Below are 25,516 nucleotides of genomic sequence, written 5' to 3'. Positions count from 1 at the left end.
CCCCATGACCCACCTGCTCCCATCCCTTGCCGACATCGAAGCCGCCGCCACAGTGGTGTACCGCGACTTCCCCCCCACGCCCCAGTACCGCTGGGGCCTGCTGAGCGAACGCCTGGGCACCGAGTGCTGGCTCAAGCACGAGAACCACACACCCGTGGGTGCCTTCAAGATCCGAGGCGGCCTGACCTATTTCGACCAGCTCGCGCGCCGCGGCCCGCTGCCACGCGAGGTCATCAGCGCCACACGCGGCAACCACGGCCAGAGCATGGGCTGGGCCGCGCGCCGCCATGGCGTGGCCTGCACCATCGTCGTGCCGCGCGGCAACTCGCTGGAGAAGAACGCTGCCATGCGCGCACTGGGCGTCACGCTCGTCGAGCATGGCGATGACTTCCAGGAAGCGCGCGAGCACGCCCTGCACCTGGCCCAGGAGCGCGGCGCGCACATGGTGCACAGCTTCCACCCCGACCTGCTGCGCGGCGTGGCCACCTACTGGTGGGAATTCCTGCGCGCGGTACCGCAACTCGATGTGGTCTATGTGCCCATCGGCCAGGGCTCGGGCGCCTGCTCAGCCATTGCCGCCAAGCGTGCGCTGGGCCACGGCGTGCGCATCGTGGGCGTGGTGAGCCGCCACGCCACCACCTACGCCGACTCCATCGCCGCAGGCCGGGTGATCGAAGCACCGGTGACCACGCAACTGGCCGATGGCATGGCCTGCCGTGTGGCCGACCAGGCGGCGCTGGACATCCTGATCCCGCACCTGGACCATGTGGTGCAGGTCAGCGATGCCGAAGTTGCCGCCGCCATGCGCGCCCTGTTCACCGACACGCACAACGTCGCCGAAGGCGCAGGCGCCGCCGCCCTGGCCGCCGCGCTGCAAGAGCGCGAATCGCTGCGCGGGCTGTGCGTGGGCCTGGCACTCACGGGGGGCAATGTGGATGCGCCCGTGTTCAGCGAAGTGTTGTCGCGGTAAGGCAATGCCGCGCCCCCGTCGCTTGCGTGACAAGGCGGCAGCCGCCTGCGCCGCCACAATCGCGCCCCATGGGAACGCTCTACCTCGTGCGCCACGGCCAGGCCTCGTTTGGCGCAGACGACTACGACCAGCTCAGTCCCCTGGGCCTGCAGCAAGCGCAGCGCCTGGGCGCCCACTGGCTTGCGCACGGCCAGCGCTTTGACACCGTGCTCATGGGCACGCTGCGCCGCCACGCGCAGACCCTGGACGGCATCGCCCAGGGCCTGCCCGGCCTGCCTGCGCCACAGGTGTTGCCCAGCCTGGACGAATACGACAGCCTGGCGCTGATCCGCGCCATCCACACCGAGCCGCTGCAAAAGCCCAATACGCCCGAGCTGTACCGCCACCACTTCCGCCTGCTGTGCGACGCCATTGCGCAGTGGATGGCCGGCGTCATCAGCCCCCAGGGCATGCCGAGCTGGGAGGACTTCTCACTCGGTGTGCGCCGCGTGCTCGACCAGGTGCGCCGCGACCACGCTGACCAGAACGTGCTGCTGGTCAGCAGCGGCGGCCCCATCTCCACTGCCGTGGGTGAAGTGCTGGGCACCGCGCCCGAGGTGACCATTGCACTGAACATGCGCATCCGCAACAGCGCGGTCACCGAATTCAGCGTGAGCCCCAAGCGGCTGATGTTGCAAACCTTCAACACCCTGCCGCACCTGCATGCTGCGGAGCATGCCTCGTTGGTCACCCACGCCTGAAACCGGAGCATCGAGCCGTCCGCCACCTGGGCGGCAGCGTCCAAAGCCAATCCAAAGCTTGCGGGCCGACCATGGCGCCACCATCGTTTGGAGGCGCTTTTCATGCTCGATCTTGTTCCCCGTTCTCCCCGTACGTCCCTTCATCGGCGCAGGTTTCTGGCGGCGCTGGGCGTTGCACCCGCGTGCCTGGGTGGCCTGCTGACCGGCTGTGGCGGCGGTGACGACGACCCGCCCTCTGGCCCCGCAGACATCAGCGCCCAAGAGGCCGCCAAGGCGGCGGTGGCCCAAGGCATCGTCGGCGCGCTGTGCCAGTACTTTGAAGGCACAGCCTCGCAGCCCCCACAGCTGGGCACGGCGGGGGTTCGGCGCCTGGGCCAGGCCAGCAGCGTGCAGGCCAGCGATCCGTTTGCCATTGGCTCCACCACCAAGGCCATGACGGCCGCACTGGCCGCGCGCCTGGTGGACAGCGGCCGCCTGCGCTGGGAGTCCACGCTGGAGCAGATGCTGCCTGCGCTGGCGGCAGACATGCGGCCGGTGTACCGCAGCGTCACCTTGCGCCAATTGCTGGCGCACCGCAGCGGCTTGATGGCGTTCCAGAGCGGCGCCGATGTCGAGGCCCTGGAAAACAGTTTCGGGGAGGACATCCCTGACAACGTGGCTGCGCAGCGCCAGTTGTTCGCGCGCTGGGTGCTGGCCCAGGCGCCCCTGGCCGGGATCCGGCCCGGCGTTGACTATGCCTATTCCAACGCCGGATACACGGTGGTGGGCGCCATTGTGGAGGCCCATACGGGCCAGCGCTACGAAGACCTGTTCACCACGCAGCTGGCACGCCCCCTGGGCATGCAGCACCCCTGGCGCGACCCCTTCACTGGCGACAGCCTGCCGGTGGCCGGCCATTTCGGCAGCCCCGGAAAACTGAGCGTCCACCAGCCGTCCGACCCGCTGGCCGACATCCTCACGCGTCTGATGGCGCCTGCGGGAACCTCGCTGCACCTCAGCGCAGCCGACTATGGCCTGTGGCTGCAATGGCACATGCGCGCCATGGCGGGCCAGCCCACCCCCTTGCCCGCCAGCTATCTGGGCGCCCTGCGCGCAGCCCAGGACGAGGAGTACCTCATGGGCTGGATCGCCCGCAAACGCGTGGCCACGCCCATGCTGGTCCATGACGGCAGCACCTTGGGATTCCAGTCGCTGGCGTGGGTGGACTGGGATGGCCTGGGCGGCGGCCACCTCTGGGCCAATTGCGCCGAAGGCGGCGGCAGCCCGTGGGTGAGCACCGCTTTGATCGCGCTGATGGAAGGCATGCGCCGGCACTACCGCCGCTGACCCCTGCCGCAGCGCACACCGTGCGACACAATGCACCGCATGACCACCCCTGCGCCCCAGCCACCGCGCCATGGTTCCCTGCGGACCCAGGCATGGGCTGCCTGCGCGCGCCTGCAGGGCAGCGCCTTGCTGCGCCCGTCCCTGTTCAAGCGGCTGCTGGGCGTGCAGTTGCTGGTGTTTGGCGCGCTGCTGGCGGTGCTGCTGTCGCTGACCCTCATGCTGCTGCTCGCGCGCGGCAATGGGGGGTTGGACACCGACCTCAAGCTGCTGGCCCAGGCCCTGGCGCGCACCAGCAGCCTGAACCCCACGCCCGATGGCATCGCTGCGGCGGCAGAGCACATCACCGCCCTGCACCTGGAAACGGCGGACACTGCGATCTCGCCGGACGAACTGGGTTGGCAGGTGTGGCACAAAGACGGCCGCTTGCTCGCACGCTCCGCCAACCGGGACAGCCTGCCGGACTTCCCACCCGGCAGCCTGTCCACGAGCGAGCGGTCAGAGCACCCGGGCTGGATCCTGCTGGCCGCCTGGGACCCTGCGCAGCAGCTCTATGCCGTGTTCGCCCAGTCCAGCCAGGTCACCACGCGGCTGCTGGACCGGACGTTCAAGGGCATGCTGCCCACGACCCTGGTGATCGTTGCCACCGTTTTTGCGGCGCTGTGGCTGGCCATGCGGCTGGGGCTCCAACCGCTGGCGCAACTGGCACGCCAGTTGTCGCAGCGCGACCCGCAAGAGACCACCGAGCTGGCAAACGCCCCACCCCACGTCGAACTCGCGCCCATGGTGCACGCCCTCAATGCGCTGCTGGCCCGGGTGCGCTCGCTGCGCGCCGCAGAGCATGGCTTCTTTGCCGACGCAGCCCACGAGCTGCGCACCCCGCTGGCAGCCATCAACGCACAGGCGCATGCCTTGACCATGGCATCGTCCGCTGGGCAGCGCGCTGCCGCCCTGCAAGCCCTGCAAGGCGGCGTCGAACGCGCTGCCAATGTGCTGGACAAGCTGCTCACCCTGGCACGCCTGGACCACACGGTCACCCTGGGCCCACAGGCTACCGCCCTGCACCGGACCGACCTGGCCGCCTTGCTGCGCGACACCCTTGCCATGCAGGCCTCGCGCACGGCCCTTTCGCAACACACGCTGGATCTGGACGCACCCACCGAGCTGTGGGCACCCGCAGACGCGCCCGCCCTGGCCGCAGCACTGGACAACCTGGTGGACAACGCGCTGCGCTACACCCCACCGGGATCGCAGGTGCGCGTGCGCCTGGCGGCAGAACCACCGCAGGCCCTGATTGCGGTGGAAGACAGCGGGCCTGGCATTGCCGCGCAGGACCGTGTGCGGGTGTTCCAGCGCTTTGAAAGAGGCCCGCACAGCGACGGCATCAGCGGCTGCGGTCTGGGGCTGGCCATTGTGGAGCGCGTGGCCGCAGCGCACCACGGCAGCGTGGCCCTGGACGCCAGCCCCGCGCTGGGCGGTGCCCGCTTTTGCATCCGAATTCCCTTGAATAACCATGGCCATCTTGCTCGTTGAAGACGACCTGGACCTGGGACGCGCGCTGCAGCAATCCCTGCAGGCCACCCATTGGCCCGCGGTCTGGGTGCGCCATGCGCAACAGGCCCGCAGCCACGCGGCGCAGGGCAACCTACATTGCATTTTGCTGGATCTGACGCTGCCCGACGGGGACGGCCAACTGCTGCTGACCGAGTGGCGCAGCGCGCGCATCCAAACCCCGGTGCTGGTGATGACGGCACGGGACGCGCTGGCCGACCGCCTTAAAGCATTGCGCAGCGGTGCCGACGACTACGTCATCAAGCCCTTTGCCACCGAGGAGCTGATCGCACGCGTCCAGGCCCTCATTCGCCGCAGCGGCGGCCACACCCAGCAGCGCTGGCAGGTGGGCGATCTGTGTCTGGACGAAGTCACCGCGCAGGTGAGCATTGCCGACCAGACCATTGCGCTGACGCCGCGCGAAGCCGCCATCCTGCGGGAACTGGCCCTGGCACGGGGCCGTGCGGTGTCCCGCGAGACCCTGATGGACAGAGTGTGGGGGCTGGGGGAGACGCCCAGCGATGGCGCCATCGAGTACCAGATCCACGGCCTGCGCCAAAAACTGGGCAGCCAACGCATCTGCACCTTGCGCGGCGTGGGGTATGCGCTGGTGAGCCAAGGCACCCACCAGTGACAGCCGTGCCCGCAGGGCGATGAGATCACCCAGGCGCGGGGGCCAGGGTCTGCGCGGGCAGCGCGTGCAGCTCTTGCAGCAACTGGGCCAGCGCCTGCGCCGCCGCCAAGACCAGGGCGCGGCCCTTGTCGGCGCTGGCTGCACGGGCATCGCCCACGGCTCCTGCGGGGTGGTAGTCCTGCATGGCCCAGCCCATCTTGGCGCTCTTGCCGTCGCCCAACATTGCATGCTGCGCAGCCCGGTCCTGCGAGCTGGAGCGCCACTGTGCTGCGTACTCCATGCGCACCGTGGCGGGTGCCAAGTGCAGCATCATCGAGGTTTCCACCGCCCCGCCGTGGATGCCAAAACGCTGCTCCTCGGCGCTGAACAAGGCCTGCACCTCGGGCGGCTGGGGCAGGCTGAACCAACTGCTGCTGTACACCAGCAGGCCGTGGTGCTGGCGTAGCTCACGCGCCACGATGTCCATCACCGCCACGTTGCCTCCGTGGCCGTTGAGCAGCAACAGCCGCTTCACCCCAGCGCGCGCCACGCAGGCGCCGATCTCGGTCCATAGCGCGATCACCGTGGCGGGAGGCAGCGACAGCGTGCCGGGGTAGGCCAGGTGCTCCGTGCTCAGGCCCACCACCTGCGGCGGCAGGAACAACGCCGGCAAGGGCTCGGGCAACAGGGGCAGGGCCGCATCGATCACGCCTTGGAGCAGCGTGGCATCGACACTCAGCGGCAAATGCGGCCCGTGCTGCTCGATGGCGGCCACGGGCAGCACGGCCACGGTCTGCGCGGCCAGGGGGCTGGCCTGCAGTTGTGCGAAATCGCGCGTGGTGAGCTCGGCCCAGAAGCGCGAGGGCAGGGAGAAGGCGGCTGCGGTCATGCCCGCCATGGTAGTTCAGTGCAACAACCAGTAGAGCAAGTGCCCCGCGCCCAGCGCCAGCAGCAGGCCCAGCGCCCAGGCAGTGGAGCGGGTGCCCAACCCCCGGCGCCGCTGGGCCGCGCCGAATGCGAACGCCATCACCAGCACCACGGCCCACAGCCCGGCCAGCACCACCCAGATCACGCCCACGAAGGTGCAGCCAAAGCTCTCGCAGCGCAGTTGCCAGGTGCTCCAGGTCAGCACGGCCAGGCCCACGGTGAGCACCAGCAGCCCGGCCCCGGCGTGGCGCAGCAGTCCGGCCCAGGCGCGCTGCACGTGGGACGGGGGGGTGTTTGCAACGGCAGGGTCGGTCGCCATCAGGCGGGCAGAACGATCTCGTCCTGGTGGTTGGCGATGTGGAAGGCGTGCGCCCGGGCGTACTGCGCCTTGTCCAACCGGCCGTAGGCAAAGTGCGGCGCCAGCGCTCCGCTGTGCCCATCGAAGCGCGCAATGGCCGAGCGCAGCCGTGCCACTGAGGCGGTCAGGTCACCGGGCAGCGCCAGTGGGGGCGCACCGGGGATGGGTTCGTCCAGCCCGTGGCTCATGCGGCCGCGCCAATGGAAGACGGCGAAGGCCGCCGCGCCCAGGGTGTTCTGGAACAGCGCACTGCGCGGCTGGGGATAGCCGTCCAGGCTCATCTCGATGCTCTGCGCCAGGTGCTCCAGCACGGCCGGCAGGGGCCAGGCGCCGGTGGTGCGTGCGCCCTTGGCGGCCGCCACGCGGTCAAGCCAACGCAGGGCATCTGCCAGGTTGTCCACTTTGGGCAAGTCGGCCCATGCCGCCAGGGGCGTCAGCGCCAGCGGCGCCTGCAAAAGGGTGCGTCGTTTCATGCCGCGCATGGTAAGGCTTCGCACTTGTTCTCGCTCGCGGCGGCCGCTGACCGACAATACGGCCTGCGCGGCGGGCGCCTACCCCCGCGTTCAGCCCCGGAACCAAAGCGCGCCGCTGCGCTCCCACAGGACGACCATGTCCCGCTTCAGCCTTCACCGTTGTCTCACTGCTCTTGTTTTCATAGCTGCTGCCGCAGGATGGACAAGCGCAAACGCCCAATTCAGCAATAAACCTGCCGCCGCCACGGGCAGCGTGGTCAGCAGCCCGCAGGTGCGGGCCGAACTCATTGCCCACGCGCCCGAGGGCCTGGGGCCGGGCAAACTGGCGTGGCTGGGCCTGCGCATTGCGCACCAGAAGGACTGGCACACCTACTGGAAGAACCCCGGCGACTCCGGCCTGCCCACCGAACTGCGCTGGGAGCTGCCCCCCGGCATGGACGCGGGCGAGGTCGCCTGGCCCGTTCCGCGCCTGTTCCGCATCGGCCGACTGGCCAATTACGGCTATGACGGTGAAGTGCTGCTGGTGGCTCCGCTGAAGATGCCCCAGGAACTGCCGCCCGCCCCTGGCGGTATGGGCACGGTGCGCATCGGGCTGCACGCCACCTGGCTGGCCTGCCGCGTCGAGTGCATCCCCGAAGAAGGTCGGTTGGTGCTGGACCTCCCCATCCAGGGCACCACCGCCATGCATGCCGCCGCGTTTGCGCAGGCCCAGGCCGCGCAGCCCGTGCCGCTGCAGGGCAGCAGCCAAGTGCGCGTGGAGGGCGAACGCCTCAAACTCAGCGTGCAAGGCCTGCCCGAGGCACTGCGCGGACAGAAGCTGGAGGTGTTCCCGGAAACGCCTGCCGTTCTGATCCCGGCGGCCGTCGAGGGCAAGGACTGGACCCAGGCCTGGGAAGGCAACACCTGGACGGCCAGCCTGCCGCTGTCGCCCGAGCGCGGCAAGGCGCCCACCCAACTGCCCCTGGTGCTGGCCCCTGCGCAGCCATCGGCCGCCCAGGATTCTGGCAGTCCGCAGGGCTGGCACACCGTCGCAGCCATCGAGGGCACCTGGGCGAGCGCCACCACCGCCGAGGTCTCGCCCGCACTGGCGGCGGCGCTGCAAGCCAACCAAGCGGCGGCGCAGCCTCCCGGCGGCGCTCCAGCGCCCGCGGGTGGCAGTTTCTGGTTCGCCCTGTTGGGGGGCTTGCTGGGCGGCATGCTGCTCAACCTCATGCCCTGCGTGTTCCCGGTCCTGGCCATCAAGGTCATGGGCTTTGCCCGCCACGGCAACCACCTGCCCGCCCAGCGCGTGGGTGGCCTGGCCTACACCGCTGGCGTGGTGCTGTCTTTCCTGGCGCTGGGCGGACTGCTGCTGGCGCTGCGCGCGGCGGGTGAGCAACTGGGCTGGGGCTTTCAGCTCCAGTCGCCTGCCGTGGTGGCGCTGCTGGCAGGCCTGTTCACCCTCATCGGGCTGAACCTGGCAGGCCTGTTCGAGTTCGGCCAGTTCCTGCCCAGCCGCGTGGCCACGCTGCAGGCGCATCACCCGGCGGCCGACGCATTCCTCACCGGCGTGCTGGCTGTGGCGATTGCCTCGCCCTGCACCGCGCCCTTCATGGGAGCGGCGCTGGGGTTTGCCGTGGGCCTGCCCGCACTGCAGGCGCTGGCTGTGTTTGGCGCATTGGGCGTGGGCATGGCCCTGCCTTACCTGCTGGCAGCCTGGGTGCCTGCGGTGGCGGGCTGGCTGCCGCGCCCCGGCGCCTGGATGGACACGTTCCGTCGCGCCATGGCCTTCCCCATGTTTGCCACGGTGGTGTGGCTGGTGTGGGTGCTGGGCCAGCAAAGCGGCATCGACGGCGCAGGCGCGCTGCTGGCGCTGCTGGTGGCAGGCAGCAGCCTGGTGTGGGCGCTGACGCTGCGCGGGCGCAGCCGGACGGTGCTGGCCACGGTGCTGCTGGCCTTGACCGCCTGGCTGGCGGGCAGTATCGGGCCGCACATCACCCGCCCTGCCCTGGCAGCGGTACCGGCCACGGGGCAGGCCGCTGCCGGCGCCGGCTGGCAGCCCTGGTCGGCCCAGCAGGTACAGGACCTGACGGCGGCGGGCAAGCCGGTGTTCATCGACTTCACTGCCGCCTGGTGCATCACCTGCCAGTACAACAAGCGCAATGCACTGGCCGATGCGCAGGTACTGGCCGACTTTGCGGCCAAGGGCGTGACCCTGTTGCGCGCCGACTGGACGCGGCGCGACCCGGCCATTACCGCCGCCCTGGCCGACCTGGGCCGCAACGGCGTGCCGGTGTACGTGCTCGTGGCGCCTGGCCGCACACCGGTGGTGATGAGCGAGATCCTGAGCGTGTCGGAGCTGCGGGCGGCGCTGGCGGCGCTCTGATTTCTTCCGACAAGCGCCCCGCGTTCTGCAGGGTCTTGTAGTTAGGCTGTCACATCGGGTTGTTGCAATAGCGGCAAGCCGTCGGGTCCTCCTTGCGAGGCGCCGACGCGCTTGCCTTTTCAACAACTACCGGAATGACTCCATGAATAAATCCCTGATCGCCCTGGCTGTTCTCAGCTCCGTTGCGTGCATCGCCTCGGCCCAGTCCAACGTGACCCTGTACGGACGCCTCGACGCTGGCCTGGGCAAGGCCTTCGGCGGCCAGTCGCAGATGATCGGCAACTACAAGGAAACCTCCATGTGGGGCGTGCGTGGCCAGGAAGACCTGGGCGACGGCATGAAGGCGTCGTTCAACTTTGAACAAGGTATCAACATCGAAGACGGCGCCCTGACGGGTGGCGCTACCGGCGCCTGGAACCGCGCCGCCTGGCTGGCCCTTGGCGGCGGCTTCGGCGAGTTCGCGATGGGACGCATGACCACGGCGCAGAACCGCACCATGGGCACGTTCGACCTCAACGGCACGGCCAACAACACTTCGGCACTGAAGAACCTCGGCCTGGACGCCGACGGCTCCTTGGGCGGCAACCGCGCCAACAGCCAATTTCTTTACACCTCGCCCAAGCTGAACGGCTTTCAGGCGCGCGCCGCAGTCGTCATGAAGCAGGACAAGGCGGCCCCCGCCGCAGGCGCCGCAGACACGCGCAAGGGCTCGTACCAGCTCGCCGCCAGCTACCAGAACGGCCCCCTGAGCCTGGGCGCCGTGGTGCAGAGCAAGATGGCCGAAGGCGCCAACAACCGCACCGGCTATGCCCTGGGCGCGCGTTACGACTTCCCCTCGGTGCGGGTGAGTGCGCTGTACACGCAAGACGAATCCAAGACCACCGGCAAGGGCTTTGGCCTGGGTGTGGCCGTACCGCTGGGCGCCTGGGTGCTGGGCGCACAGGTGGCCCGCATCACCGACAACCCCAACCCCGCACGCGACGGCGCCATGGCTTATGAGCTGTTCGCCAACTACCACCTGTCCAAGCGCACCATGATGTATGCAGGCTACGGCAACCTCAACAGCGCCGGCAAGGCGGTCAAGGGAACGACCGGCTCCAATACCTTCGGCGTGGGCCTGTTGCACCGCTTCTGAACGCCGGCGGCACACGCCGCCTGCCCAGACTGCCGTCGCCTACCGGGCCGACGGCCCCATCCAACGCCGCGCCCTGCGCGGCGTTGCCGTTTCTGGCGCCCCTTCTGCATCCCGATAGCACCCCGAGGGATGCCCGGGACCGGCAAGCGGCCGTACGGCCAAAAAAAGAGCGGCCTGTCAAGCCGCTCTTTCTCTGGTCACTCGCTCAGAAACCCCTGGTACAGACTGCGCAGCACCGTCCCCTCCACCAAGGGTATGGCGGGTGCGCGTGGCATGCCTGCAAAAGCCATTGTGTGCCCAGCGTATGACATGGGCATGACCAGCACAGCCGCCTTGCGCATGCGTACACTGGAACGCATGAGCCGCACCCCCGACACCATCAGCACCCTGCGCGACGTGCTGGGCCGCTGCCGCACCATCGCGGTGGTGGGCCTGTCGCCGCAGTGGCACCGCCCCAGCTTCTTCGCCGCCAAATACATGCAGGCGCACGGTTACCGCATCGTGCCCGTGAACCCGGTCGTCGCCCGCGACGGCGGCAGCATCCTGGGCGAGCCCTGCCACGCCAGCCTGTACGAGGCCGAGCAGGCCATCGCCCGCCAGGGCGGCCGCATCGACATGGTGGACTGCTTCCGCAAGAGCGAGGACATCCCGCCGCTGGCCGAGGAGGCCGTGGCCATCGGCGCGAGCTGCCTGTGGCTGCAGCTCGGTGTGCGGCATGAAGAAGCCGCCCAGCGCGCCGAGGACGCGGGTCTGCAGGTCATCCAGAACCGCTGCGTGAAGATCGAGCATGCACGCCTGTTCGGCGGCCTGGGCTGGATGGGCGTGAACACCGGCGTGATCACCGCCAAGCGGCTGCGGCAGCTCCCCTATTGATAGCTGCCAGCGCTTGCCAGATAAGCGCTGGAGGCACTTTTGATTCATAAACCATGGCCCACCCCCCTTCTTCCGGCAGCGACCACGCCTACGGCTTCGGCACCCGTGCCATCCACGCCGGCGCCCAGCCCGACCCGGTGACCGGCGCGCGCGCCACGCCCATCCACCAGACGACCAGCTTCGTGTTCGACGATGCCGAGCACGCCAGCAGCCTGTTCAACCTGCAGACCTTCGGCAACGTGTACAGCCGCATCAGCAACCCCACGGTCGCCGTGCTGGAAGAGCGCGTCGCCAACCTGGAGGGCGGCCGCGCCGCGCTGGCCTGCGCCAGCGGCATGGCCGCGCAGATGGCGGCGCTGCTGGCCATCCTGAAGGCCGGCGACCACATCGTGGCGGCCAGCACGCTGTATGGCGGCACGGTGCGACCGCGGGCGAGAAGTTCATCGACGCCTGCGAATTCCTCAGCCACCTGGCCAACATCGGCGACGCCAAGACGCTGGTGATCCACCCCGCCTCGACCACGCACCGCCAGCTCAACGAGGACGAACTCGCCCGGGCCGGCGTGAGCGCCGACATGGTGCGCCTGAGCGTGGGCATCGAGGACGTGGACGACATCCTCTGGGACATTGACCAGGCGCTGGAGCGCTCCACCCGGGCGTGAGCCGCCTGCCGGCGGCCCGGCGGTACCCAGCGGCGCTGGCGGCCCCTGTCGCCAGCCACCCGGATAATCCTGCCCCATGGCACTTATCACTCTTCTCAATGCGCAGCTCGCGTTCGGGCATGTCGCATTGCTGGACCACACCGGCTTTTCCCTCGAAACCAATGAACGCGTCGGCCTGATCGGGCGCAACGGCGCGGGCAAGTCCTCACTGCTCAGGATCCTGGGCGGACTTGCCAAGGCCGACGACGGCACGCTGCAGGTGCAGCAGGGCACGCGCATCGCCTTCGTCGAACAGGAACCCGCGCTGGACCCGGACGCCACCATCTTCCAGGCCGCCTCTGCCGGGCTGGCCGGGGTGATAGCGCTGCGCGAGCAGTACCTGGCCCATGCCGAGGGCGTGGACCTGGACGCGCTGCAAAGCCAGATCGAGGCCGCCGACGCCTGGAACTGGGAACAGCGCGTGCAGGAAACCCTGCAGCGCCTGCACCTGAATCCCGACGCGCGGGTGGGTGACCTCTCGGGCGGCACCAAGAAACGCGTGGCGCTGGCCCAGGCGCTGGTCGCCCGGCCCGACGTGCTGCTTCTGGACGAGCCCACCAACCACCTCGACCTGGACTCCATCCGCTGGCTGGAAGACCTGCTCCTGGATTTCAAGGGCAGCGTGGTCACCATCACCCACGACCGTGCGTTTCTGGACCGTATCGCCACCCGCATCGTCGAACTGGACCGGGGCATCCTGCGCTCCTACCCGGGCAACTTCGCCGCCTACGTCCAGCAAAAGGAGGAGCAACTGGCCCAGGAAGCCGTCATCAACGCCAAGGCCGACAAACTGCTGGCCCAGGAGGAAATCTGGATCCGCAAGGGCGTGGAAGCGCGCCGCACCCGCAGCCAGAGCCGCATCGGCCGCCTGGAAAAGCTGCGTGAAACCCGCGCCGCGCGCCGCGAGGTGGTCGGCAAGGTGAAGATGGAAGTGGGCACCGGCAGCGACAGCAACTACCAGGGCAAGATCGTCGCGGAGCTGCAGCATGTCAGCAAAGCCTTTGGCGACAAGGTGATTGCCAAGGACTTCAGCGCCACCTTGCTGCGCGGCGACAAGATCGGCCTGCTGGGCCCCAACGGCGCCGGCAAGACCACGCTGCTGAAAATGATCCTGGGTGAACTGGAGCCCGACAGCGGTACCGTCCGCCGCGGCGCCAACCTGCAGGTGGCCTACTTCGACCAGCTGCGCGACGCCATCGACCTGGACGCCACGCTGGAAGACTTCATCAGCCCCGGCAGCGAGTGGATCGAGATCAACGGCCAGCGCAAGCATGTGCGCAGCTACCTCGGCGACTTCCTGTTCTCGCCAGCGCGGGCGCATTCGCCGGTGCGGTCGCTCTCGGGCGGCGAGCGCAACCGCCTGCTGCTGGCCCGCCTGTTCGCCCGCCCCGCCACGGTGCTGGTGCTGGATGAGCCCACCAACGACCTGGACATCGAAACCATCGACCTGCTCGAAGAATTGCTGCAGGACTACCCCGGTACCGTATTCCTGGTCAGCCACGACCGGACGTTTTTGGACAACGTGGTCACCAGCACCATCGCCTACGAGGGCGACGGCGTGTGGCGCGAGTTTGAAGGCGGCGTGGAAGACTGGTTACAGCAATCCCTGCGCAGCCAGGCCCTGCGTGCCGCCGCTGCCACGTCCCCGGGCGCCAAGCCTGCCAGCGAGCACAAGGACAAGGAGGAAAGCAGCCCGCAGCCGCCACAGGATGGACGCAGCACGCTACAAAAAAAGAAGCTCAGCTACAAGGAGCAACGGGAGCTGGAGCAACTGCCCGATCGCATCGCAGCGCTGGAGACCGAACAGCAAGCCATCCAGCAGGAACTGGCCGACGGCAGCCTCTACACCCGCGACCCCCAACGTGCCACCGCCCTGCACACCCGCGAGGGGGAGATCGAGGAAGAACTGCTGCTGGCGCTGGAGCGGTGGACGGCACTGGCGCCGTGAGGCGGAGCATTCCTCCTGAGGGTCCGCCCCACCTCTGCCTCAACGCTCTGTCGGTGCCTGCTGCGACGAGCGAGCGGCCCCGCTGGTCGTGCGCAGCGACAGGATGATGGAGCCCGCAATCAGCACGGCCGTGACCAGCAGGGCATAGCCGATCGGGATCTTGTAAACGTCGATCAGCAGCATTTTGCTGCCGATGAAGACCAGCACCAGGGCCAGGCCATAAGCCAGCAGGTGGAAGCGGTTGGCCAGATCGGCCAGCAGGAAATACAGCGCGCGCAGGCCCAGGATGGCGAAGATGTTGGCCGTGAGCACGATGAACGGGTCGCTGGTGATGGCGAAGATGGCCGGAATGCTGTCCACGGCAAAGATGATGTCGGTGGTGCCGATGAGCACCAGCACCACGAACAGCGGGGTGTAGTGCTTCACACCATTGATCATGGTGCTGAGCTTTTCGCCATCAAACTGGTCGGTGATGTTCATGTGCCTGCGCAGGAACCCCAGAACCGGGTTGGACGCAATGTCCGACTCCTGCGAGGCGGCAAACCACATCTTCACGCCCGTGAAGACCAGGAAGGCACCAAACACGTAGAGCAGCCAATGGAACGTGGCCAGCAGCCATGCGCCCACCAGGATCAGCGCTGTACGCAGCACGATGGCACCGATGATGCCGATGATGAGCGCCCGTTTCTGGTATTGCTGCGGGATGGCGAAGTAGTTGAACAGCACCAGAAACACGAAGATGTTGTCCACCGACAGGCTCTTTTCCACCAGGTAGCCCGTGATGAACTGCATGGACACCGTGTTGGCTACCTCCCGGCCCTGGTGGGTGTCCAGATACCACCACAAAAGGCCCACAAACACAAACGCCAGCGAGAACCACAACAGGCTCCAGCGCACGGCCTCCTGCATCGTCACCGTGTGGGCGCCCTGGCGCTCCATGACCCACAGATCGATGGCGATCGCCACCACCACAAAAAGGGCGAAGCCCGCCCACATCCACCAGGTACCGATCGTTTCCATGTATCGCTTCTTTGAACTTGAATGCCTTGCCGAAGGTGCGGGCAAGGGAAGCCCGTGAATGTAAAACGGACCGATTTCGTTTAAAACCTACCTTCAACTGGCATTTGGTTCGGTTTTTACGAACCATGTCGCAACCCAACCCCGAGGCCACCCCCATGCCGCAGAGCTTCAACTACCGCCATCTCTACTACTTCTGGGTGGTGGCCAAGGAAGGTGGCATTGCCCGTGCAGCGCAGCGGCTGGACATGGCGGTGCAGACCATCAGCGCCCAGGTGAGGGAACTGGAGAAGTCCCTCGGCGTAAGCCTGCTGCGCAACGAAGGGCGGAACCTGGTACTGACGGACGCTGGCATGGCGGCACTGCACGAAGCCGACCACATCTTTGCCCTGGGCGAACTGCTGCCCATCCGTGTGCGCGAGGCCGCCGTCGGCCAGACCCTGCGGCTGAACCTGGGCATCTCCGACGGCATTGCCAAGCTGGCCGTGCACAGGCTCTTGCGCACTGTGCTGGAAGAGCCCCACCTGCGGCTGCTGTGCCACGAGGGGGAGTTTCAGCCGCTGCTGGGCGAACTGGCGCTGCACAAGCTCGATGCCGTGCTCGCAGACCGCGCAGCGCCCACCAACCCCCACCTGCGCGCCAGCAGCCAGCTGCTCGGGAGCAGCGCCATCGCCTGGTATGCGCCCCCGTTGTGGGCAGAAGCAGCGGCACACCAGTTTCCGCACAGCCTGGCGGTGGTCCCCGTGCTGCTGCCCACGCACCATGCTGCGGTGCGCGCACGCATGGACCACTGGCTGGAACAGGAACGCATCCGCCCACGCATTGCCGGGGAGTTCGAGGACAGCGCCTTGCTGAGCACCTTCGCCACCAGCGGCATGGGCGTGATGCCCGCACCGATCTCGCTGGGCAACCACCTGCAGCAGACCTTCGGCCTGGTCCAGATCGGCGCCACACCCGAAGTGAGCGAAGAATTCCACCTGATCTACAGCGCCCGCAAGGTCATACACCCCTTGGTGACCCGCTTGTTGGAGACCGGCCCGCAGGAACGACTCCTGAACCCGCAGGCAGCGTTGCAAGCACCCCCATGACCGCAGGCGTGGCAGGGACAGCCAAGCCTGGAATGAGAGAATGGCGGGCATGAGCACCTCCTTCGCCCCCCTCACCAACGACACCTTCCTGCGCGCCTGCCGCCGCCAGGCCACCGACTACACCCCCCTGTGGCTGATGCGCCAGGCGGGCCGTTACCTGCCCGAATACAAGGCCACGCGCGCCCAGGCGGGCAGCTTCATGGGCCTGGCCATGAACGTGGACTACGCCACCGAGGTCACGCTGCAGCCGCTCGAGCGCTTCCCGCTCGACGCCGCCATCCTGTTCAGCGACATCCTCACCGTGCCCGACGCCATGGGCCTGGGCCTGTCGTTCGCCGAGGGCGAGGGCCCGCGCTTCGCCCAATCGGTGCGCACCGAAGCCGATGTGGCCCAGCTCGCCGCACCCGACCTGGACAAGCTGCGCTACGTGTTCGATGCCGTCACCAGCATCCGCAAGGCCCTGAACGGCCGCGTGCCGCTGATCGGCTTCTCGGGCAGCCCCTGGACGCTGGCCTGCTACATGGTCGAGGGCAAGGGCAGCGACGACTACCGCCTCGTCAAGACACTGATGTACAGCCGCCCCGACCTGATGCACCGCATCCTGGCCGTGAACGCCGACGCCGTGGCGCAGTACCTCAACGCCCAGATCGACGCGGGTGCCCAGGCCGTGATGATTTTCGACAGCTGGGGCGGCGTGCTGGCCGATGGTGCTTTTCAGGACTTCAGCCTCGAATACACCAAGCGCGTGCTCGCGCAGCTCAAGCGCACCGGCGTGGACGGCCAGGACGTGCCGCGCATCGTCTTCACCAAGGGCGGCGGTATCTGGCTCGAAGACATGAAGGACATCGACTGCGAGGTGCTGGGCCTGGACTGGACGGCCAACCTCGGCAAGGCGCGCGCCATCGTCGGCGGCCAGGTCGGCGGCGCCGGCAAGGCGCTGCAGGGCAACATCGACCCCAACGTGCTGTTCGCCCCGCCGGCGCAAATCGTCACCCAGGTGCACGCCGTGCTCGACAGCTTCGGCAAGCCGCACACCGACAAGTCCACCACCGGCCCCACGCACATCTTCAACCTGGGCCACGGCATCAGCCAGTTCACGCCGCCCGAGCATGTGGCCGCGCTGGTCGAAGCCGTGCACAGCCACTCGCGCGCGCAGCGCCAGCGCTGAGCGCACCAGGGCCTGGACTTATGCACACCTTCCGTGCAGCGCGTTCTGCGTCATCCGGGCTTTCCCTGGGTCCATGTAACGGCATCACGCAGCGGCCGCACACACGTAAGTGCTTGATTTTGAATGGGTCGCTGCATTGCCCATCGAGCGCGCAAACTGTGCAGCGCACGCATTGGCGCGGCTTGCGGCAGCATCTCCGACAGCTATCAACAAAGTTATCCACAGAATTCGGGGATATGTTGCAAAACCCCAAGCCCATCAAGCACTTGCGGCCATCAGGCGATAAATAGCATGAAGCAGGTCGGCCCGTAACGCTGTTTCAAGAACGGCCCTGGGTCTTGACAAGCGCGGCCCTGCACAGTTATGCACACATCCAAGGGAGCCATGCACTCTGTCAGCGCCGTCCCAATGTCGCCCCGCCAGAGCGCATGGTTACCATGCAAACCGTTGATTCATAAATACTTTTCCAGAGACTCGTTACATTTACCTGAATGTTGATCTGGGTCACCTGCCCGCCGCACAGCCTCCAGCATGTGGGATGTCAACAAAGTTATCCACATGTTGGCCCAACGATGGGTCTCCTGAAAAATCAAACACTTGAACGCTTCTGCTGATCCATCACCTTGCAAGCCGGGCGCAACTGCCGTGACCGTGCGCGTGGCGGTGCAAACCCCAGCGCACAGCGGCGTGGGCGAGCCGCTGGACTACCAGTGCGACCGGCCCCTGCCCCCAGGCACCCTGGTGCGCGTGCCCCTGGGCCAGCGCGAGGTGCTGGGCCTGGTGTGGGACGGCGACGGCACGCCTGCACCGCCCGAGCGCAGCCTGCGCCCGGTGGCCGCCGTGCTCGACGGCATTGCGCCGCTCGGCGCCCCCTGGCGCCGCCTGGTGGCCTTTGCCGCGCGCTACTACCAGCGCAGCCTGGGCGAGGTGGCCCTGTCGGCCCTGCCACCGCAACTGCGCACACTGGGCCCCGCGCAGGTGGCGCGGCGCCTCCAACGTCCATCGGAGGCGACCGCGCCCTCGAATGCTACTGATTTAATAGCACTCAGCGCAGAACAGGAAAGCGCCAAGGCCGAAATTCTTTCCAAACCTGGCCCCTTTCTGCTGTTCGGCAGCACCGGCAGCGGCAAGACCGAGGTGTACCTGCGCTGCGTGCAGGCCGTGCTGGAGCAGGACGCCCACGCCCAGGCGCTGGTCATGGTGCCCGAGATCAACCTCACGCCCCAGCTGGAAGAACGCTTCACTGCCCGGTTTGGCGCGGGCGCCGTGGTCTCGCTGCACAGCGGCATGACGAACCCGCAGCGCCTGAAGGCCTGGCTGGCAGCGCACACAGGGCAGGCGCGCATCGTGCTGGGCACGCGCATGGCGGTGTTTGCCTCGCTGCCGGGGCTGGCCCTGGTCATCGTGGATGAAGAACACGACCCCAGTTACAAGCAACAGGAAGGCGCCCGTTACTCCGCCCGCGACCTGGCCGTGTGGCGCGGCCACGACCAGGGCGCCAAGGTCGTCCTCGGTTCGGCCACGCCGTCGCTGGAGAGCTGGCACGCCAGCCGCCCACCCAGCCCCGAAGACCCGGCCGGAGGGCGCTACCAGCGCCTGTGCATGCCCAGCCGCATTGGCGCAGGCGCCCTGGCGCGGGTGCGCCGCGTGGACATGAACCACCAGCCCCGGCGCACCGTGTTCTCGGCCCCGCTGCTGACGGCGCTGCAAGAGCGCGTGGCGCGCGGCGAGCAAAGCCTGGTGCTGCTCAACCGGCGCGGCTACGCGCCCGTGCTGCACTGCCTGGACTGCGGCTGGAAAAGCGACTGCCCCCACTGCAGCGCCCACCAGGTCTTCCACAAGGCCGACCGCAGCCTGCGCTGCCACCACTGCGGCGCCGCACAGCATGTGCCGCGTGCCTGCCCTGGGTGCGGCAGCCCCGATATCGCCACCCTGGGCCGGGGTACCGAGCAGCTCGAAGAGCAGCTCGCCACCCTGCTGTCCCATGTGCAGCGCCCCGACGGCAGCGCGGTGCGCATTGCCCGCATCGACGCCGACTCCACCCGCGCCAAGGGCGCGCTGCAAAGCCAGTTGGCCCAGGTGCATGCGGGCGAGGTGGACGTGCTGGTGGGCACGCAGATGATTGCCAAGGGGCACGACTTCCGCCGCGTCACCCTGGTGGCCGCCGTGCAGCCCGACGGCGCGCTGTTCTCCAGCGACTTTCGCGCGCCCGAGCGCCTGTTCGCCCTGCTGGAGCAGGCCGCCGGCCGCGCCGGGCGCGACGCCGCCTACCTGGCCGCACAGGGCACGCAGTGCGAGATGTGGGTGCAGACCCTGCACCCCCAGCACGCCGTGTACGAAGCCCTGCGCGCCCACGACTACCCCGCCTTTGCCGCACAGCAATTGCGTGAACGCCAGGAGGCAGGCATGCCCCCCTTCAGCTACCAGGCCCTGGTGCGCGCGGACGCACGCACGCAGGAAGTCGCCCAGGCCTTCCTGCACGCCGTCAGCCAGGCCGCCCAGGACGCCCAACTCCCCGGCCTGGAGCATGTCACGCTCTACCCCCCCATCCCCCTGGCCGTGCAGCGCGTGGCCAACGTGGAACGCGCCCAGATGCTGCTGGAAAGCCCGCACCGCACCGCGCTGCAACGCTTCCTGGCCGCCTGGCAACCCCTGCTGCACAGCACCCGCCAGCAGCCGGAGCACAAAGGCCTGGTGCGCTGGCTGGTGGATGTGGATCCGCTGGGAATCTGACACCGCACGCCCCTGCCAGGGCTCCCGCGCAAGGGCCGCCCCGCCGCGCCGGGGGCGTCCCCCTGCCCCAATCGCGCAGCGATTGGAGAGCGGGGGGAAGCGGCGCAGCCGCTCAGGGGGATGTCCCTTGCTCCATCTGCACCACCAGATGCGCCTCGTAGCGGTCCCACTGCACCGGGATGACGAAGGGCGCCATGCCCTGTGCCTGGTGTTGGTTTGCCTCGTGGCGGGCCTGGTCGCGGTCGATCACGCGCGGGGGTGAGATGTCCATGGCCTCGCCAAAGTGGCGGCGGGCCTGGCCCGACATCTGGTTGGCGATCTCGCCCACGATGTCGCGGTGGCTGGCGTCGGTGTAGTCGCTCTCGCCAATGGACAGCAACACATGGGTGAGCAGTGCGCGCGGCGCGGCAAAGGTGACGTTGCCACGGTAGCGCCCGCCCAGGTCGATGCGGCCATGGAAGTCGCTCCACACGGCGGGGGCGTCGTGGTCCATCAGGTAGGCGGTACGCACGTTGGCGCGGTGGCCGGTGGTCTGGGCAAAGAAGCCCAGAGCGGCATCCGTGAAGATCTTGACATCTTCGGCCCGAAGGCGGGGGCGGGTCATGCCATCAGCTCCTGCAGGGATTGGACCATCTGGTCGTCGGAAAACGGTTTGAGCAAAAAGCCATGCGCGCCCTTGGCCAGCGCCTTGAGGGCGGTGGCGCGGTCGCTCAGTGCCGACACCACCAGAATGCGCGCCTCGGGCAGTTGCTCGCGCAGCACTTCCAGGCAGGCCGGTCCGTCCATGCGTGGCATGGTCAGGTCCATGGTGACCAGGTCGGGCCGGTGGTGGCGCGCCTGGGCAATGGCCTCTTCGCCGTTCTCGGCCATGGCCACCAGTTGTACGCGCGGCAGGCGCGGGTCGGCGGCCAGGCGGGCGATGCGGTTGCGGAACACCATGGAGTCGTCCACCACCATGAGCTTGTGCGGCCTCATACAGCGCTCCCAAAGCGCAGGATGAAGGTGGTGGACACATGCGGCTGCGTGAGCACGCGCAGCTTGGCGCCAGCGTCTTCCACCGCCTTGCGTACCAGCGACAGGCCCATGCCCCGGCCGGCGTGCTCGGTCACCTCGGTGGCGGTGCTGAAGGCGGGGTCGAAGATGTGGCCCAGCACCTCGTGGTCGGACAGTTGCGCCACATCGCTGCGCTGGCGCGCGATGCGTTCGCGCAGCTCGGGCAGCACGATGCCGCGGCCGTCGTCGCTCAGGCGCACCTCCACGGTGCCGTCCTGGTCGTGGGCAATGTCCAGGCGCAGCGCGCCCGCTTCGGGCTTGCGGAACTGGGCGCGCACGCCGGGCTGTTCGATGCCGTGCACCACGGCGTTGCGCACCAGCTGGGGCAGCACCTCACGCAAGATGCCCTGCACCTGGGGCGGCAGTTCGTCCTCGGGCAGGCGCGCAGCAAACTGCACCTGCTTGCCCATGGACTGCGCCACGCGTTCGGCCAGGCCGCGCAGGTTGTCCACCAGGGCCTGCAGCGCGGCCGAAGGTGCACGGCGCGGCGCGGTCGGGCCCAGGCGCAAGAAGAAGCGTTGCAGGCGCTCGACCTGGTCCTGCAGGCGCGACAGCGCCACCACCACGGGAATCAGGTCTTCGCCCTGCAGGCGCGGTCGGCGCAGCAGCGGAGCGAGGGCGTCTTCCATCTCGTGCGCTGCGCGTGCAATGCTGGCCGAACCCAGCGCGCCCGCTTCGCCCTTGATGCCGTGCACCAGGCGAGCGGCGTCTTCCACCAGCGCCAGGTAGTCGCCAGGGTTGCGACCCGCATCGCGCAGGGTCTGGTTGAGGTCGCCCAGGCGCACGCGTGCGCCCAGCAGAAAGTCCTGCAGCAGCGCCGGTTCCTGCTCCAGCACGACGAGCAGGTCCTCCACATCGTTCTTGGCGGCCTGCTGGGTGGCCGCCAGCTCGCGTTCGAGCTGCACTTTTTCGGTCATGTCGAACACGGTGACCAGCAGCTCCTTGATGCGCCCGCCCTCGCGCACCTGGCTGATCTGGAACGTGAGGTAGCGCAGCTTGCCCTGCGGGTCTTCGGGCGGCCGCACGGGCACTTCCTGCAGCGGGTTGAGCTGCGCCAGCAGCGCGGGCTTGACCTTGGGGTCCAGCAGCAGGGTCAGGTAGGTGGCGGCCTCGTCGGCGCGCTCGGGCTCGAGCATGCGGGCCAGCAGGGCGCGGAAGTCCTCGCCAGGCTTGACCGTGCGCATGAACATCTGGTGCGTGGCGGCCGACATCTGGCCGCCGATGCGCCCGTCCGGCCCCACCAGCAGCAGGCCTTCGGACACGGTGCGCAGGATGTCGTCGGTCTCCTGGCGCGCGGCCTCGGCCACGCGGTCCGACGCGCGCAGCTTGCGCACGAACTTGAACACGATGAACACGAAGTTGAGCAGCGCCAGCACGATGGCCACCACCTGGATGGTGCGCATCATGCGCGTCTTGGTGCCTGCGGCCTCTTCCACGGCGCGGGCCAGATCGTCGCTTTGCCCCATGAGGCGGACGTTGCGCGCCACGGCCTTGGTGGCAGCCATGGCGGTGTCGTCGGCATTGGGCTCCTGGGCCGCTATGACGGGAGCAATGGCCGCGTGCAGCGGCTGCCACTCGCGGTCGAGCTTGTGCCACAGCTCGCGCAGCGCCTGCGGGTCGATGCCGAACAGGCGGAATTCAGCGTCGGCGGCCATCGATGCCTTGAGCGCCGCCAACCCGTCGTTGAAGCCTGCTGTGCCCTGGCTGAGCTGGGCCATGCTGGTCTGGATGGGCAGGCCCTCGCGCTGCTCGGTCTGCAGCGTGAGCAGGGACTTGGTGATCTGCTGCGTCAGCATGCGCAGCTCGCCCGCGGTGTTGATGCGGCTGGCGTCGCGCTCCAGCTGGATGGACGCAAAGAAGTTGAAAAACAGAATCCCCAGGTCCAGCACGATGAACAAGAGGATGGCGAGCAGCAGGTCGCGGTACTTTCCCAAGCCCAGCGAAGTTTTCATGGTGTAAGCCGAAGTAACAACCCCGCGATGGTGCCTTCGCTGTGTTGCACTTGCGTGACGCTACCCGCCCCGCACCAGGGTTTTTACTTATGCATCATTTTGACCTCCAGCGCTTTATTCATAAGCGCCAGTAGCTACTGTTTTTATAGCACCCTTCGCCCTGTGTGCGTCACAGTGCGAAGGGTGCGCCGCCGCGCTCAGCGGCGGTCGAAGCGGTCCAGCTCCATGACCTTGACCCAGGCGGCCACGAAGTCGCGCACCAGGCGCGCCTGCCCGTCGGCCTGGGCATAGACCTCGGCCAGCGCGCGCAGTTGCGAATGGGAGCCAAAAGCCAGGTCCACACGCGTGGCCGTCCAGCGCAGCGCGCCACTGGCACGGTCGCGGCCCTCGAACAGCTCCTGCGCCTCGGACGTGGGCTGCCACACGGTGCCCATGTCCAGCAGGTGCACGAAGAAGTCGTTGCTGAGCTGCCCCACGCGCTGCGTGAACACGCCATGCGCTGCCTGCCCCACGTTGGCGCCGAGCACACGCAGGCCGCCGACCAACGCCGTCATCTCGGGCGCGCTGAGGGTGAGCAGCTGCGCCTTGTCGATGAGCAACTGCTCGGCCGGCACGCGGTAGCTGGCCTTCTGGTAGTTGCGGAAACCGTCGGCCTGGGGCTCCAGCACGGCGAAGGATTCCACATCGGTCTGCGCCTGCGCGGCGTCCATGCGGCCGGGGGTGAAGGGCACCGTCACCGCGTGGCCTGCGGCCTGGGCAGCGGCCTCAATGGCGGCGCCACCGGCGAGCACGATCAGGTCGGCGAGCGAGAGCTTCTTGCCGCCGGTCTGCGCGGCGTTGAAGCGCTGCTGGATGCCTTCGAGCACCGCCAGCACCTGCGCCAATTGGGCGGGCTGGTTCACTTCCCAGTCCTTTTGCGGTGCCAGGCGGATGCGTGCACCATTGGCGCCGCCGCGCTTGTCCGAGCCACGGAAGGTGGAAGCCGAGGCCCAGGCGGTGGACACCAGCGCCGCCACCGGCAGGCCGCTGGCCAGCACCTGGGCCTTGAGCGCAGCAACGTCCTGCGCATCGACCAGCGCGTGGTCGCAGGCGGGGATGGGGTCTTGCCAGACCAGCTCCTCGGCAGGAACCTCGGGGCCCAGGTAGCGCGCCTTGGGGCCCATGTCGCGGTGCGTGAGCTTGAACCAGGCGCGCGCAAAGGCGTCGGCAAAGGCCTGTGGGTTCTGGTGGAAGCGCCGCGCAATGGGCTCGTACACCGGGTCCATGCGCAGCGACAGGTCGGCCGTGGTCATCATGGGCGGGTGCTTTTTGGACGGGTCGTGCGCATCCGGGATCAGATGCTCGGGCCGCACGTTTTGCGCTACCCACTGCTTGGCGCCTGCCGGGCTGCGGGTGAGCGCCCACTCATAGCCAAACAGCATGTCGAAGTAGCCGTTGTCCCAGGTGGTGGGGTGGGGCTTCCAGGCGCCTTCGATGCCGCTGGTGGTGGTGTCTGCGCCCTTGCCGCTGCCAAAGCGGTTGATCCAGCCCAGGCCCTGCGCCTGCAGCGGTGCGGCCTCGGGCTCGGGGCCCACCAGGGCCGGGTCGCCCGCGCCGTGGGCCTTGCCAAAGGTGTGGCCGCCCGCCACCAGGGCCACGGTTTCCTCGTCGTTCATGCCCATGCGGGCAAAGGTTTCGCGCACGTCACGGCCCGAGGCGACGGGGTCGGGGTTGCCGTCCGGGCCCTCGGGGTTCACGTAGATCAGGCCCATCTGCACGGCGGCCAGCGGGTTCTCCAGGTCGCGCTGGCCGCTGTAGCGGCTGCCGGGCTTGTCGCTGGTGGCCAGCCATTCGGTCTCGGCACCCCAGTAGATGTCTTCTTCGGGCTGGTAGATGTCCACGCGGCCCGCGCCAAAACCAAAGGTCTTGAAGCCCATGGATTCGAGCGCCACGTTGCCCGCCAGGATCATCAGGTCGGCCCAGGAAATGGCGTTGCCGTACTTCTGCTTGATGGGCCAGAGCAGGCGGCGCGCCTTGTCGAGGTTGCCGTTGTCGGGCCAGCTGTTGACGGGCGCAAAGCGCTGGTTGCCGGTGCTGGCACCGCCCCGGCCGTCGCCCGTGCGGTAGGTGCCCGCGCTGTGCCAGGCCATGCGGATGAACAGGCCGCCGTAGTGGCCCCAGTCGGCGGGCCACCAGTCCTGCGAGTCGGTCATCAGCGCCGTCAGGTCGGCCTTGAGCGCCGCATAGTCCAGCCCGGCAAAGGCCTGGGCATAGTCAAAGTCCGCGCCCAACGGGTTGGATGCGGGTGCATGCTGGTGCAGGATGCCCAGGTTCAACTGCTCGGGCCACCAGTCGCGGTGCGAGCGTGCGCCCTGCGTCGCGCGGGCGCTGGCGCGGGCCACGGCGTGGAAAGGGCATTGGGCGGCGGATGGGGTGGCGTGGTCGCTCATGGTGGTTCTCCTGGGGGTGCAATGGAAGAACCCTTACTTTAGGCACGATCAATCGCCGTGTAAAAGCAATTGAACCAATCAAACAGATAGCAAAAACCCG

The 25,516-nt window shown here is 68.2% G+C and carries 20 protein-coding genes and 1 pseudogene; 13 read left to right on the top strand and 8 right to left on the bottom strand.

The window, feature by feature from the left end; genetic code table 11:
• Positions 1 to 4: 4 nt before the first annotated feature.
• From GWK50_RS02330 to GWK50_RS02310, 5 genes are all read left to right on the top strand, one after another.
• Positions 5 to 970, top strand: coding sequence for a threonine dehydratase (locus tag GWK50_RS02330; protein WP_162015114.1), 966 nt, complete (start codon positions 5 to 7; stop codon positions 968 to 970).
• A gap of 68 nt (positions 971 to 1,038) precedes the next feature.
• Positions 1,039 to 1,710 carry a histidine phosphatase family protein gene (locus tag GWK50_RS02325; RefSeq protein WP_162015113.1) on the top strand — a complete coding sequence of 224 codons (672 nt, stop codon included), beginning with the start codon at positions 1,039 to 1,041 and terminating at the stop codon, positions 1,708 to 1,710.
• Positions 1,711 to 1,812: 102 nt separating this feature from the next.
• Positions 1,813 to 3,036, top strand: a complete 1,224-nt coding sequence (locus GWK50_RS02320) for a serine hydrolase domain-containing protein (protein WP_162015112.1) — start codon at positions 1,813 to 1,815, stop codon at positions 3,034 to 3,036.
• Positions 3,037 to 3,075: 39 nt separating this feature from the next.
• On the top strand, positions 3,076 to 4,566 hold the full coding sequence (locus tag GWK50_RS02315) for a HAMP domain-containing sensor histidine kinase (protein ID WP_162015111.1): 1,491 nt from the start codon (positions 3,076 to 3,078) through the stop codon (positions 4,564 to 4,566).
• Entirely contained in the window at positions 4,547 to 5,218 is a 672-nt protein-coding gene (locus GWK50_RS02310; RefSeq protein ID WP_162015110.1) for a response regulator, read from the top strand. The genes GWK50_RS02315 and GWK50_RS02310 overlap by 20 nt, the downstream gene beginning before the upstream one ends.
• Positions 5,219 to 5,243: 25 nt before the next feature.
• Here GWK50_RS02310 and GWK50_RS02305 read toward each other — a convergent pair whose 3' ends face one another.
• The 3 genes from GWK50_RS02305 to GWK50_RS02295 are packed head-to-tail and all read right to left on the bottom strand — an operon-like array spanning position 5,244 to position 6,955.
• Positions 5,244 to 6,086 carry a creatininase family protein gene (locus GWK50_RS02305; RefSeq protein WP_162015109.1) on the bottom strand — a complete coding sequence of 281 codons (843 nt, stop codon included), beginning with the start codon at positions 6,084 to 6,086 and terminating at the stop codon, positions 5,244 to 5,246.
• A 15-nt stretch (positions 6,087 to 6,101) separates the two neighbouring features.
• On the bottom strand, positions 6,102 to 6,443 hold the full coding sequence (locus GWK50_RS02300; protein WP_162015108.1) for a hypothetical protein: 342 nt from the start codon (positions 6,441 to 6,443) through the stop codon (positions 6,102 to 6,104).
• A complete protein-coding gene (locus GWK50_RS02295; RefSeq protein WP_162015107.1) occupies positions 6,443 to 6,955 on the bottom strand; it encodes a DUF1569 domain-containing protein in 513 nt (170 codons plus the stop codon). The genes GWK50_RS02300 and GWK50_RS02295 overlap by 1 nt, the downstream gene beginning before the upstream one ends.
• 271 nt (positions 6,956 to 7,226) lie before the next feature.
• Between GWK50_RS02295 and GWK50_RS02290 the strand changes: the two genes are divergently transcribed.
• The 5 genes and pseudogenes from GWK50_RS02290 (at position 7,227) to abc-f (ending at position 13,976) form a co-directional block, all read left to right on the top strand.
• Positions 7,227 to 9,320: a thioredoxin family protein gene (locus tag GWK50_RS02290; protein WP_242455264.1), complete on the top strand. Its 2,094-nt coding sequence runs from the start codon at positions 7,227 to 7,229 to the stop codon at positions 9,318 to 9,320.
• Between the two features lie 142 nt (positions 9,321 to 9,462).
• Complete coding sequence (locus GWK50_RS02285; protein ID WP_162015105.1) at positions 9,463 to 10,455, top strand: porin; 993 nt, start codon at positions 9,463 to 9,465, stop codon at positions 10,453 to 10,455.
• A 357-nt stretch (positions 10,456 to 10,812) separates the two neighbouring features.
• Positions 10,813 to 11,328, top strand: coding sequence for a CoA-binding protein (locus GWK50_RS02280; protein ID WP_162017984.1), 516 nt, complete (start codon positions 10,813 to 10,815; stop codon positions 11,326 to 11,328).
• 53 nt (positions 11,329 to 11,381) lie between these two features.
• Positions 11,382 to 11,989, top strand: a pseudogene (locus GWK50_RS02275) (PLP-dependent transferase).
• A 76-nt stretch (positions 11,990 to 12,065) separates the two neighbouring features.
• Positions 12,066 to 13,976: a ribosomal protection-like ABC-F family protein gene (gene abc-f / locus GWK50_RS02270; protein WP_162015104.1), complete on the top strand. Its 1,911-nt coding sequence runs from the start codon at positions 12,066 to 12,068 to the stop codon at positions 13,974 to 13,976.
• Positions 13,977 to 14,015: 39 nt separating this feature from the next.
• On the opposite strand, the gene GWK50_RS02265 is transcribed toward abc-f, so the two are convergent.
• Positions 14,016 to 14,996, bottom strand: coding sequence for a TerC family protein (locus tag GWK50_RS02265; RefSeq protein ID WP_162015103.1), 981 nt, complete (start codon positions 14,994 to 14,996; stop codon positions 14,016 to 14,018).
• A 155-nt stretch (positions 14,997 to 15,151) separates the two neighbouring features.
• Here GWK50_RS02265 and GWK50_RS02260 point away from each other — a divergent pair, with 155 nt between their 5' ends.
• The 3 genes from GWK50_RS02260 (at position 15,152) to priA (ending at position 19,982) form a co-directional block, all read left to right on the top strand.
• Complete coding sequence (locus tag GWK50_RS02260; RefSeq protein WP_162017983.1) at positions 15,152 to 16,081, top strand: LysR family transcriptional regulator; 930 nt, start codon at positions 15,152 to 15,154, stop codon at positions 16,079 to 16,081.
• Between the two features lie 49 nt (positions 16,082 to 16,130).
• Positions 16,131 to 17,249, top strand: a complete 1,119-nt coding sequence (gene hemE, locus GWK50_RS02255) for a uroporphyrinogen decarboxylase (RefSeq protein ID WP_162015102.1) — start codon at positions 16,131 to 16,133, stop codon at positions 17,247 to 17,249.
• Positions 17,250 to 17,894: 645 nt separating this feature from the next.
• Positions 17,895 to 19,982, top strand: a complete 2,088-nt coding sequence (gene priA / locus GWK50_RS02250) for a primosomal protein N' (protein ID WP_162017982.1) — start codon at positions 17,895 to 17,897, stop codon at positions 19,980 to 19,982.
• Between the two features lie 112 nt (positions 19,983 to 20,094).
• Here priA and GWK50_RS02245 read toward each other — a convergent pair whose 3' ends face one another.
• The 4 genes from GWK50_RS02245 to katG form a co-directional block, all read right to left on the bottom strand.
• Positions 20,095 to 20,586, bottom strand: coding sequence for a chemotaxis protein CheX (locus GWK50_RS02245; RefSeq protein ID WP_162015101.1), 492 nt, complete (start codon positions 20,584 to 20,586; stop codon positions 20,095 to 20,097).
• Positions 20,583 to 20,957 (bottom strand): response regulator, encoded by a 375-nt coding sequence (locus GWK50_RS02240; protein ID WP_162015100.1) that lies wholly within the window; start codon positions 20,955 to 20,957, stop codon positions 20,583 to 20,585. Before GWK50_RS02240 ends, GWK50_RS02245 begins: the two co-directional genes overlap by 4 nt.
• Entirely contained in the window at positions 20,954 to 22,987 is a 2,034-nt protein-coding gene (locus GWK50_RS02235; RefSeq protein WP_162015099.1) for an ATP-binding protein, read from the bottom strand. Before GWK50_RS02235 ends, GWK50_RS02240 begins: the two co-directional genes overlap by 4 nt.
• 197 nt (positions 22,988 to 23,184) lie before the next feature.
• A complete protein-coding gene (gene katG, locus GWK50_RS02230; protein WP_162015098.1) occupies positions 23,185 to 25,416 on the bottom strand; it encodes a catalase/peroxidase HPI in 2,232 nt (743 codons plus the stop codon).
• Positions 25,417 to 25,516: the final 100 nt, after the last annotated feature.

The organism is Acidovorax sp. 210-6, assembly GCF_010020825.1.
GTDB lineage: Bacteria > Pseudomonadota > Gammaproteobacteria > Burkholderiales > Burkholderiaceae_C > Simplicispira > Simplicispira sedimenti.
The sequence above is the reverse complement of the archived record's forward strand: the minus strand, read 5'-3'. Positions and strand labels throughout refer to the sequence as shown.

What these genes read in the sequence shown, in the direction of transcription:
- GWK50_RS02330 (WP_162015114.1), top strand. Translation starts at nt 5, where the DNA reads ATGACCCACCTGCTCCCATCCCTTGCCGACATCGAAGCCGCCGCCACA.
- GWK50_RS02325 (WP_162015113.1), top strand. Translation starts at nt 1,039, where the DNA reads ATGGGAACGCTCTACCTCGTGCGCCACGGCCAGGCCTCGTTTGGCGCA.
- GWK50_RS02320 (WP_162015112.1), top strand. Translation starts at nt 1,813, where the DNA reads ATGCTCGATCTTGTTCCCCGTTCTCCCCGTACGTCCCTTCATCGGCGC.
- GWK50_RS02315 (WP_162015111.1), top strand. Translation starts at nt 3,076, where the DNA reads ATGACCACCCCTGCGCCCCAGCCACCGCGCCATGGTTCCCTGCGGACC.
- GWK50_RS02310 (WP_162015110.1), top strand. Translation starts at nt 4,547, where the DNA reads ATGGCCATCTTGCTCGTTGAAGACGACCTGGACCTGGGACGCGCGCTG.
- GWK50_RS02305 (WP_162015109.1), bottom strand. Translation starts at nt 6,086, where the DNA reads ATGACCGCAGCCGCCTTCTCCCTGCCCTCGCGCTTCTGGGCCGAGCTC.
- GWK50_RS02300 (WP_162015108.1), bottom strand. Translation starts at nt 6,443, where the DNA reads ATGGCGACCGACCCTGCCGTTGCAAACACCCCCCCGTCCCACGTGCAG.
- GWK50_RS02295 (WP_162015107.1), bottom strand. Translation starts at nt 6,955, where the DNA reads ATGAAACGACGCACCCTTTTGCAGGCGCCGCTGGCGCTGACGCCCCTG.
- GWK50_RS02285 (WP_162015105.1), top strand. Translation starts at nt 9,463, where the DNA reads ATGAATAAATCCCTGATCGCCCTGGCTGTTCTCAGCTCCGTTGCGTGC.
- GWK50_RS02280 (WP_162017984.1), top strand. Translation starts at nt 10,813, where the DNA reads ATGAGCCGCACCCCCGACACCATCAGCACCCTGCGCGACGTGCTGGGC.
- abc-f (WP_162015104.1), top strand. Translation starts at nt 12,066, where the DNA reads ATGGCACTTATCACTCTTCTCAATGCGCAGCTCGCGTTCGGGCATGTC.
- GWK50_RS02265 (WP_162015103.1), bottom strand. Translation starts at nt 14,996, where the DNA reads ATGGAAACGATCGGTACCTGGTGGATGTGGGCGGGCTTCGCCCTTTTT.
- GWK50_RS02260 (WP_162017983.1), top strand. Translation starts at nt 15,152, where the DNA reads ATGCCGCAGAGCTTCAACTACCGCCATCTCTACTACTTCTGGGTGGTG.
- hemE (WP_162015102.1), top strand. Translation starts at nt 16,131, where the DNA reads ATGAGCACCTCCTTCGCCCCCCTCACCAACGACACCTTCCTGCGCGCC.
- GWK50_RS02245 (WP_162015101.1), bottom strand. Translation starts at nt 20,586, where the DNA reads ATGACCCGCCCCCGCCTTCGGGCCGAAGATGTCAAGATCTTCACGGAT.
- GWK50_RS02240 (WP_162015100.1), bottom strand. Translation starts at nt 20,957, where the DNA reads ATGAGGCCGCACAAGCTCATGGTGGTGGACGACTCCATGGTGTTCCGC.
- GWK50_RS02235 (WP_162015099.1), bottom strand. Translation starts at nt 22,987, where the DNA reads ATGAAAACTTCGCTGGGCTTGGGAAAGTACCGCGACCTGCTGCTCGCC.
- katG (WP_162015098.1), bottom strand. Translation starts at nt 25,416, where the DNA reads ATGAGCGACCACGCCACCCCATCCGCCGCCCAATGCCCTTTCCACGCC.